This window comes from Mycobacterium talmoniae (assembly GCF_001854525.1).
Lineage (GTDB): Bacteria > Actinomycetota > Actinomycetes > Mycobacteriales > Mycobacteriaceae > Mycobacterium > Mycobacterium talmoniae.
Map to the genome: position 1 here is coordinate 1 of NZ_MLQM01000218.1, position 7,711 is coordinate 7,711.

At 70.8% G+C, this 7,711-nt stretch carries 9 protein-coding genes and 2 pseudogenes; 6 read left to right on the forward strand and 5 right to left on the reverse strand.

From position 1 onward, the window contains the following. A pseudogene (locus BKN37_RS24535) lies at nucleotides 1-273 on the forward strand (Na+/H+ antiporter); the annotation flags it as partial. A gap of 69 nt (nucleotides 274-342) precedes the next feature. Here the strand turns inward: BKN37_RS24535 and BKN37_RS24540 are convergent. Continuing rightward, complete coding sequence (locus BKN37_RS24540) at nucleotides 343-909, reverse strand: TetR/AcrR family transcriptional regulator (protein ID WP_071029566.1); 567 nt, start codon at nucleotides 907-909, stop codon at nucleotides 343-345. A 71-nt stretch (nucleotides 910-980) separates the two neighbouring features. Here BKN37_RS24540 and BKN37_RS24545 point away from each other — a divergent pair, with 71 nt between their 5' ends. Next, complete coding sequence (locus BKN37_RS24545; RefSeq protein ID WP_071029568.1) at nucleotides 981-1,379, forward strand: VOC family protein; 399 nt, start codon at nucleotides 981-983, stop codon at nucleotides 1,377-1,379. Nucleotides 1,380-1,455: 76 nt separating this feature from the next. On the opposite strand, the gene BKN37_RS24550 is transcribed toward BKN37_RS24545, so the two are convergent. Together BKN37_RS24550 and BKN37_RS24555 are read right to left on the reverse strand one after the other, a co-directional pair. Continuing rightward, nucleotides 1,456-2,091 (reverse strand): PaaI family thioesterase, encoded by a 636-nt coding sequence (locus BKN37_RS24550; RefSeq protein WP_071029569.1) that lies wholly within the window; start codon nucleotides 2,089-2,091, stop codon nucleotides 1,456-1,458. Further along, a complete protein-coding gene (locus BKN37_RS24555) occupies nucleotides 2,091-3,380 on the reverse strand; it encodes an adenylosuccinate synthase (RefSeq protein ID WP_071029571.1) in 1,290 nt (429 codons plus the stop codon). The genes BKN37_RS24550 and BKN37_RS24555 overlap by 1 nt, the downstream gene beginning before the upstream one ends. A 167-nt stretch (nucleotides 3,381-3,547) precedes the next feature. Between BKN37_RS24555 and BKN37_RS24560 the strand changes: the two genes are divergently transcribed. After that, complete coding sequence (locus BKN37_RS24560) at nucleotides 3,548-4,126, forward strand: peptidase M50 (RefSeq protein WP_242657349.1); 579 nt, start codon at nucleotides 3,548-3,550, stop codon at nucleotides 4,124-4,126. A 39-nt stretch (nucleotides 4,127-4,165) separates the two neighbouring features. After that, nucleotides 4,166-4,942: a site-2 protease family protein gene (locus BKN37_RS24565; protein WP_071029574.1), complete on the forward strand. Its 777-nt coding sequence runs from the start codon at nucleotides 4,166-4,168 to the stop codon at nucleotides 4,940-4,942. Nucleotides 4,943-5,261: 319 nt separating this feature from the next. Here BKN37_RS24565 and BKN37_RS30480 read toward each other — a convergent pair whose 3' ends face one another. Further along, entirely contained in the window at nucleotides 5,262-5,882 is a 621-nt protein-coding gene (locus BKN37_RS30480; protein WP_071029577.1) for a carboxylesterase family protein, read from the reverse strand. Nucleotides 5,883-5,946: 64 nt separating this feature from the next. Between BKN37_RS30480 and BKN37_RS24575 the strand changes: the two genes are divergently transcribed. After that, nucleotides 5,947-6,831, forward strand: coding sequence for a cation diffusion facilitator family transporter (locus BKN37_RS24575; protein ID WP_071029578.1), 885 nt, complete (start codon nucleotides 5,947-5,949; stop codon nucleotides 6,829-6,831). Here the strand turns inward: BKN37_RS24575 and BKN37_RS24580 are convergent. Then, nucleotides 6,828-7,244 (reverse strand): DUF3151 domain-containing protein, encoded by a 417-nt coding sequence (locus BKN37_RS24580; protein ID WP_071029580.1) that lies wholly within the window; start codon nucleotides 7,242-7,244, stop codon nucleotides 6,828-6,830. The genes BKN37_RS24575 and BKN37_RS24580 overlap by 4 nt on opposite strands. Nucleotides 7,245-7,424: 180 nt before the next feature. On the opposite strand from BKN37_RS24580, the pseudogene BKN37_RS24585 reads away from it, so the two are divergent. Next, nucleotides 7,425-7,711: pseudogene (locus tag BKN37_RS24585) on the forward strand (hypothetical protein); the annotation flags it as partial.

Below are 7,711 nucleotides of genomic sequence, written 5' to 3' on the forward strand. Positions count from 1 at the left end.
ACCGATGCGTCCCCGGTGAACGAGCGCGCCGCCGAGGTGCTGCGGGGCTGGAACGCCCGTCGCCGCAACGCCGCCCGGGAACGGCTGCGCCGCGACGAAACCGACGTCGAGGACACCCCGTCGGCGACGTTTCGCCGGCTGCGGCTGGCGATGCTGGACGCCGAGCGGGAGGCGTTCATCGCCGAACGCGACCGCGGACACATCGACGACCAGGTGCTGCGGGCGGCGCTGCACGGCTTGGACCTCGAAGAGGCCACCCTCAACCTGGATTAGCGGCCGCCGAGTGTGGAGTTAGGGCCCGCCCCGCGCCGAAACGCGTGGAACAACCCCACACTCGGCGAGCTAGCACTCGCCGCTGATCACGGTGCGGACGACCGCCGCGACGAACCCGTCGTCGATCGGTTCGCGGGAAAACCAGCGCCGGTAGTACAGCGGCCCGATCAACGCCGAAATGATCCGCGCGAGGTCGGCGGTCGCGGGAATCTGGCCGCGGTCGACCGCGCGTTCCAGCAGTTGGCGCACCGGTGCGGCGTGCCCGCGCTGCACCTTGCCGTGGATGGCGGCGAAGTCGGGCTCGCGTTCGGCGACGTCGACGAGCGACGGCACGACCGAGGACCATCGCGCCGTGGTCAGCAGGTGCCCCAGGTGACACAGGTACGTGGTGAGGTCGTCCCGCAGCGAGCCGGTGTCCGGGACGTCTTGTTCGGCGCTGATCCGGGCGGCGGCGTCGAGCACGAGCGCCTCCCGCGACGGCCAGTGCCGGTAGATCGTGGTCTTGGCGACGCCGGAGCGGCGGGCCACTTCGTCGACGCTGAAGCCCCCGAGCCCGCTTTCGCTCAGCAGCTCGAACGCGCTGAGCAGCACCCGGTTCCGCGAGCGCAGCACACGTGCATCGGGGGTCGACGCCATGGGTTGATCATGCCATAACGCTACGCTACTGTAGCGTAGCGTTGCGCTAACCGACGGAAGGACCGGCAGTCGTGAACCTTGTCTCCGTACGCATGATCACCGACGACCTGGAGCGCACTGTCCAGTTCTATGAGCGGATCACCGGCGTGGCGGCGGTGCGCTACACGCCGCTGTTCGCCGAACTGCCGATGCCGTCGTTCACCCTGGCGATCGGGCACACCCAGACCACCCAGTTGTTCGGCGAGGACTCCGCGCGTCCCGCCGACAACCGCAGCCTGATCATCGAATTCAAGGTCGACGACGTCGACGCCGAGTACCAGCGGCTCGCCCCACTGGTCGCCGACTGGGTTCAGCCGCCCACCACGATGCCCTGGGGCAACCGGTCGATCTTGTTCCGCGATCCGGACGGCAACCTGGTCAACTTCTTCACCCCGGTCAGCGCCGAGGCCATCAAAAAGTTCAGCGGCTGACCGGCGCCGAGTGTGGACTTGGGGCACGCGGCTCGCCGAAACGCGTGGGACAACCCCACACTCGGCCCGAACGGAGTTACGGCTGGCCGGGCAGCAGCTGCACCATCAGCGCGTGCACCTCGGCAAGCAGGTTGTCGTCGCCGTCGACCAGCTCACCGGAGATGAACGACTTGCGGCCCTCGGCCGAGTCCACCCGCGCCCGCACCACCAGCGGGGTGTCGATCGGGGTGACCTTGCGGTAGTCGACCTTGAGGAACGCGGTGCGGCTGATCGGGCGTTGCGTGGCGTGCACCACCATCCCGCACAGGTGGTCGAACAGCAGCGGCAGCACCCCGCCGTGCACGGCCATGTTGCCGCCCACGTAGTAGCGACCGAACTGGCCGCGCATCTCTACCCCGTCGGCGCCGAATTTGGTGATCTGCCACGGCGGCAACAGCAGGCTGCCCATGCCGGGTAGCGCCGGCACCCGCCCGGCTGGGGCCACCCCTTCCGGGGCCTGGAACGGGTCGAGCAGTTTGACCAGCTCTTCGACGCGGCCGGCGGCGTCGTCCCAGGTGTCGTCGTCGGGGTCGGTGGACACCGCCAGGTCCTGCAGCCGGCGCATCGCCGCCACGAACCGGCCGAACCCCGGGCCGGGCTTGGCGGGCTCGTAGCGCGGGAAGCCGCCGTGCTTGCCGTAGTCGGGGTCCAGCGCCTCGGGTTCGGTGCTCATCAGCGCACGATATCGCGGCGCACGATGGTCTGATCGCGCCCCGGGCCGACACCGATGCACGACACCGGCGCTCCGGCAAGCTCTTCCAGCCGGGACACGTAGTCGCGGGCCTTGGCCGGCAGGTCGTCGAAGTCGCGGGCGCCGGAGATGTCCTCCCACCAGCCGGGCAGTTCCTCGTAGACCGGTTCGGCGCGGGCCAGGTCGCTTTGGGTCATCGGCATTTCGGCGGTGCGCTTGCCGTCGATGGTGTAGCCGACGCAGACCGGAACGGTTTCCAGGGACGACAGCACGTCGAGTTTGGTCAGGAAGTAGTCGGTGATCCCGTTGACCCGGGTGGCGTAGCGGGCGATGACGGCGTCGAACCAGCCGCACCGCCGGGCCCGGCCGGTGGTCACCCCGACTTCCCCGCCGGTCTTGGCCAGGTACGCGCCGTGCTCGTCGAACAATTCGGTGGGGAACGGGCCGGAGCCGACCCGGGTGGTGTAGGCCTTGAGGATCCCCAACACCGTGGTGATCCGGGTCGGGCCGATACCGGAGCCGACGGCCGCGCCGCCCGCAGTCGGGTTGCTCGACGTCACGTACGGGTAGGTGCCGTGGTCGACGTCGAGCAGGGTGCCCTGCGAGCCTTCCAGCAGCACGGTTTCGCCGCGGTCCAGCGCCTCACCCAGCAGCAGGCGGGTGTCGGCGATGCGGTGTCGGAAACCGTCGGCCTGCGCCAGCAGGTCCTCGACCACCTGCTCGGGCTCCAGCGCCTTGCGGTTGTAGATCTTGACCAGCACCTGGTTTTTGAATTCCAGTGCGGCCTCGATCTTGTGGGCCAACAGATCCGGGTCCAGCACGTCGGCGACCCGGATCCCGATGCGGGCGATCTTGTCCTGGTAGCAGGGCCCGATGCCGCGGCCGGTGGTGCCGATCTTTTTGCTGCCCAGGTAGCGCTCGGTCACCTTGTCGATGGCCACGTGATACGGCATCAGCAGGTGCGCATCGGCGGAGATCAGCAGCCGGGAGGTGTCCACGCCGCGGTCCTCGAGGCCCTTGAGCTCGTCGAGCAGCACCCCGGGATCGACCACCACGCCGTTGCCGATGACGTTGGTGACGCCGGGGGTCAGCACCCCGGACGGGATGAGGTGCAGCGCGAAGTTTTCCCCGGTGGGCAGGACCACGGTGTGTCCGGCGTTGTTGCCGCCCTGGTAGCGCACCACCCACTGCACCCGCTCACCGAGCAGGTCAGTGGCTTTACCTTTGCCCTCGTCACCCCACTGGGCGCCGATCAGGACGATTGCCGGCATGTCTCCCGCTTACGTTCCTGCGGGTATTGAGCCCGCTTATTGTGGTCAGCCGGTGACCCACCCTATCTCAGCGGTTTGCGACGACCCGGTAAAACACCATTGTGAACACCGCACAGACCGCCGTGCTGCTGTTCGGCGACCGGGAGGCGCCCGCCGCGTTGGCGGACCTGGCCGCGCAGCGCGTCGACGAGACGGCCGGCATCGATACCGCGCTGCAGGGCCATCGCCGGCTGGTGGTGGTCGGCGCCGACGCCGACCTGGCAACGGTGTTGACCCGGCTGCTGCGGGCCGAGGCGTTCGACGTCGAGGTCGGCTACGTGCCGCGGCGGGCCACCCCGGCCACCCGCGCCTACCGACTGCCGGCCGGGCGCCGCGCGGCGCGCCGGGCCAGCCGCGGTGCCGCGCACCGGGTGCCGCTGATCCGCGACGACACCGGCACGGTGCTGGTCGGCGCCGCCGAATGGCTGCCGGCCGGCGACGAGCGGTTGCTGCACGGCGAGGCGATCGTGGACGACACGGTGTTGTTCGACGGTGACGCGCCCGGAGTGCTCATCGAGCCGACGGCCGCGCTGCCGGGGCTGCGGGCCCGGGTGCAGTCCGGCTGGTCGCGGCGCTGGATTTCCGGGCGGGCCGCGCAGTTGGGCACCCCCGGCGCGGACGTGGTCCGCGACGGGGTGCCCGGCCGGCGTGCGGTGAAGCGGTCGACGTTTTATCGGCACACCGAGGGCTGGCTGGTGGTGCGGTGACGGCGCCGCCCGTCGGGTGCGGTCCGGTAGTTTCGTGAGGTGGACATCCGGCAGGTACACGAGTCGGTGCGTCCCAGCCCGATCTTTGTGGCGATCCTCGCGGTCACCGCGGTCGGCGGCGTGCTGGCCTGGCAGGCCGCGGCCGGCGAGGTGTTGGCCTACGTCGGGGTGTTCGTCTTCGTCATCGCCGGCTGGGTGGTGTCGCTGTGCCTGCACGAGTTCGGCCACGCCGTCACCGCGTGGCGGTTCGGTGACCGCGACGTCGCGGTGCGCGGCTATCTGACCCTGAACCCGCTGCGCTACAGCCATCCGCTGCTGTCGCTGGGGTTGCCGATGCTGTTCATCGCGCTGGGCGGCATCGGGCTGCCCGGCGGGGCGGTGTACGTGCGGACCTCGTTCATGACCCCGGCGCGACGCAGCATCGTGGCGCTGGCCGGCCCGTCGGCCAACCTGCTGCTGGCCGTGCTGCTGCTGGCGGCGACCCGACTGTTTTTCGATCCCGCGCACGTGGTGTTCTGGTCCGGGGTGGCGTTCCTGGGGTTCCTGCAGGTCACCGCGCTGCTGTTGAACCTGCTGCCGGTGCCGGGCCTGGACGGCTACGGCGCGCTGGAGCCGCATTTACAGCCGCAGACCCAGCGGTCGCTGGAGCCGGTCAAGCAGTGGGGGCTGCTGGCGCTGCTGGTGCTGTTGCTCTCCCCGCAGCTCAACCACCTGTTTTTCTCGCTGGTCTTCTGGTTCTTCGACCTGTCCGGGGTGCCCGGCTTCCTAGCAGGCTGGGGCATGAACCTGACCCGGTTCTGGAGCGCCTGGTTCTAACTCCCTTGGCCGTCGAGCCTGCGGTCACGGCACCGAGTCTGCGGTGAGGGTCTCGAGTCTGCGTTGACGGCACCGAGTCTGCGGTGAGGGTCTCGAGTCTGCGTTGACGGCACCCAGTCTGCGGTGAGGGTCTCGAGTCTGCGTTGACGGCACCCAGTCTGCGGTGAGGCCGTGTTTTCGCGCCGATACTGGGCCTGAGCGCAGGCTCGACGCCCTCAGCGCAGGCTCGACGCCCTCAGCGCAGGGTCGGCGCCGTGGACACAGTCTCGATGCCCTGTACGCAGGCTCGATGCCCTGACCGCAGACTCGACGACGCACCCTAGCCACCGCCCGGCTCCAGCAGCGGCCACCAGGTGCCGGGGGCCCAGTCGTGGCCGGCCCACACCGACGGGTATAGCGGGTTGGCGCCGTCAATCACCACCCGCGACGGGCACCGCCAGCAGCAGGGTGGCGCGGTCGACGCGCTGATAGCTCGGGCAGCCGCGGCGAGTACGGCGCCCCGGTGCGCCGGAAGCTGGCCAGGGCCTGCTGGATGCCCTCGGACAGCGCGTCGATCCCGGGTCGGCGCTGCCGGCCAGCCCGAACCCGTACGGCACGTCGGCGCCGGCTGACCTTCGGACGGCGCCTTGAACCGGAAACTCCACACCGGGGCGTGCTGGGACTGGCCGTCGAGCAGCCGCAGCGTCGGCGCCCCGTAGCGTTCGTCGGTCATGAACACGTGCCGGCGCTGGGTCGGCGACAGCTGCGGGTACCGCTCGGCGTAGGCCTGCGCGACGGCGCCGGCGCCGTCGCGCACCCCGGACCACGGCGGTTCCCGGCGCGGCGCGGCCCAACGCAACTCCCCCACCGGCGGTGCCGCATAGGGGATGCCGCGCCACGCCCACACCCCGTCGACCTCGACGCCACGCACCGCCCCGGACCGGGTCTGCACCACCGACATACCGACAGCATGGCACCGCGGCAACGCCCGCGACCGGCCCTTGCATGGCTTAGATTGAGGGGCTATGGGCGCCGGCCACCAGCACAGCCACGCCGACGCCCGCGTGTCCCGGATGGTCGCCGCCACGGCGGTGCTGGGCGTGTTCCTCGTCGTGGAAATCACCACCGCCCTGCTGATCAACTCGATCACGCTGCTCGCCGACGCCGGGCACATCCTGACCGATCTGGCGGCGCTGTTCATGGGGTTGATCGCGGTGCTGATGGCCCGGCGCGGCAGCTCGTCGCCGGCCCGCACCTACGGGTGGCACCGGGCCGAGGTGTTCACCGCCGTCGTCAACGCCGCGCTGCTGATCGGGGTGGCCGCCATCATCCTCGACGAGGCGATCCAACGCCTCGGCGACGCCCCGCAGATCCCCGGGCTGCCGATGATCGTGGTGGCCTGCGCCGGGCTGGTCGCCAACGCGATCGTGATGCTGCTGCTGCGCTCGCACGCCGAGCACAGCCTGGCCGTCAAGGGCGCCTACATGGAGGTGGTCGCCGACATCGTCGGCAGCATCGGCGTGCTGATCGCCGGGGTGGTCACCGTGACCACCCACTGGCCCTACGCCGACGTGGTGGTGGCGGTGCTGGTCGCGCTGTGGGTGCTGCCGCGGGCCCTCGCGCTGGCCGGGTCGGCGCTGCGGATCCTGTCCGAATCCTCACCCGGCCACATCGACGTCGACCAGCTGCGGTCGGCGCTGCGCGCCGTCGACGGCGTCACCGACGTGCACGACCTCCACGTCTGGACGCTGGCCCCGGGTAAGGACATGGTGACCGCGCACCTGACCAGCGGCGCCGATTCGGCGCGGGTGCTGTCCGACGCCCGGGCGGTGCTGACCGCCCACGGGCTCGAACACGCCACCGTCCAGATCGAACCGCCGGACGGGGTGGGCCACTGCCCGGGCTATTAGCTCAGGCCGAGCGCCGACCGGGCGGCCGGATCGCAGTCGTCGAGCAAATCCAGGCAGCGGGCCCGCTCGTCGGTCTCCCCGATCGCGTCCGCGGCGCGCGCCAGCGCGGCCACGCAGCGCAGGAAACCGCGGTTGGGTTCATGCGCGTAGGGCACCGGACCGAAACCCTTCCAGCCGTTGCGGCGCAGCAGATCCAGGCCGCGGTGGTAGCCGGTGCGGGCGTAGGCGTAGGCGGTGATGGCGTTGTCCTCGGCCAACGCGCCCTCGGCCAGCGCCGCCCAGGCCACCGACGCGGCCGGGTGGGCGGCGGCGACGATGGCCGGGTTCTCGTTAGCCTGCAACTCGGCTTCGGCGTCTCGGTCCGCGGGCAGCAAGACCGGGTCCGGTTGCAGCAGGTCACCCATCGGCGTCATCGGCGCCGCTCCTGACCCGCACGCGGGAGGTACCCCCACCTCATCGCTACTCCTCTCCTCGTTGCCGACGCTCATTGTGCCGTGCCGTGGAGAGTCATCCGCTCCATCGGGTGGCCGCGTCGCTCAGTAAGCTCCAAACTAGCGCCACCACATTCCACAGCGGGAGGACAGCAGGAACCCATGCCGAACCCATCTGGGCCCGACCGCGACGACGCCCCGAACGCCGACCCGGCCCCCGAAGCCACCGACCCCGCCGCGGAGGAGACGCAGCCCGTCGAGCCGGACGAGCAGGCCACCGAGAGTTATCCGGTGCCGTCGACCGACGCCGAGGACAACGACGGGGCCGACCCGGAGACCGAGGCCGCCACCGAGGTTCTCGACACCGGCGCCGGGGCTGCCACCGAGGCGTTCGCGACCGGCGCCGGGGTGGAGCCGCAACACCAGCCGACGCCGGAGCGTCGCTTCAC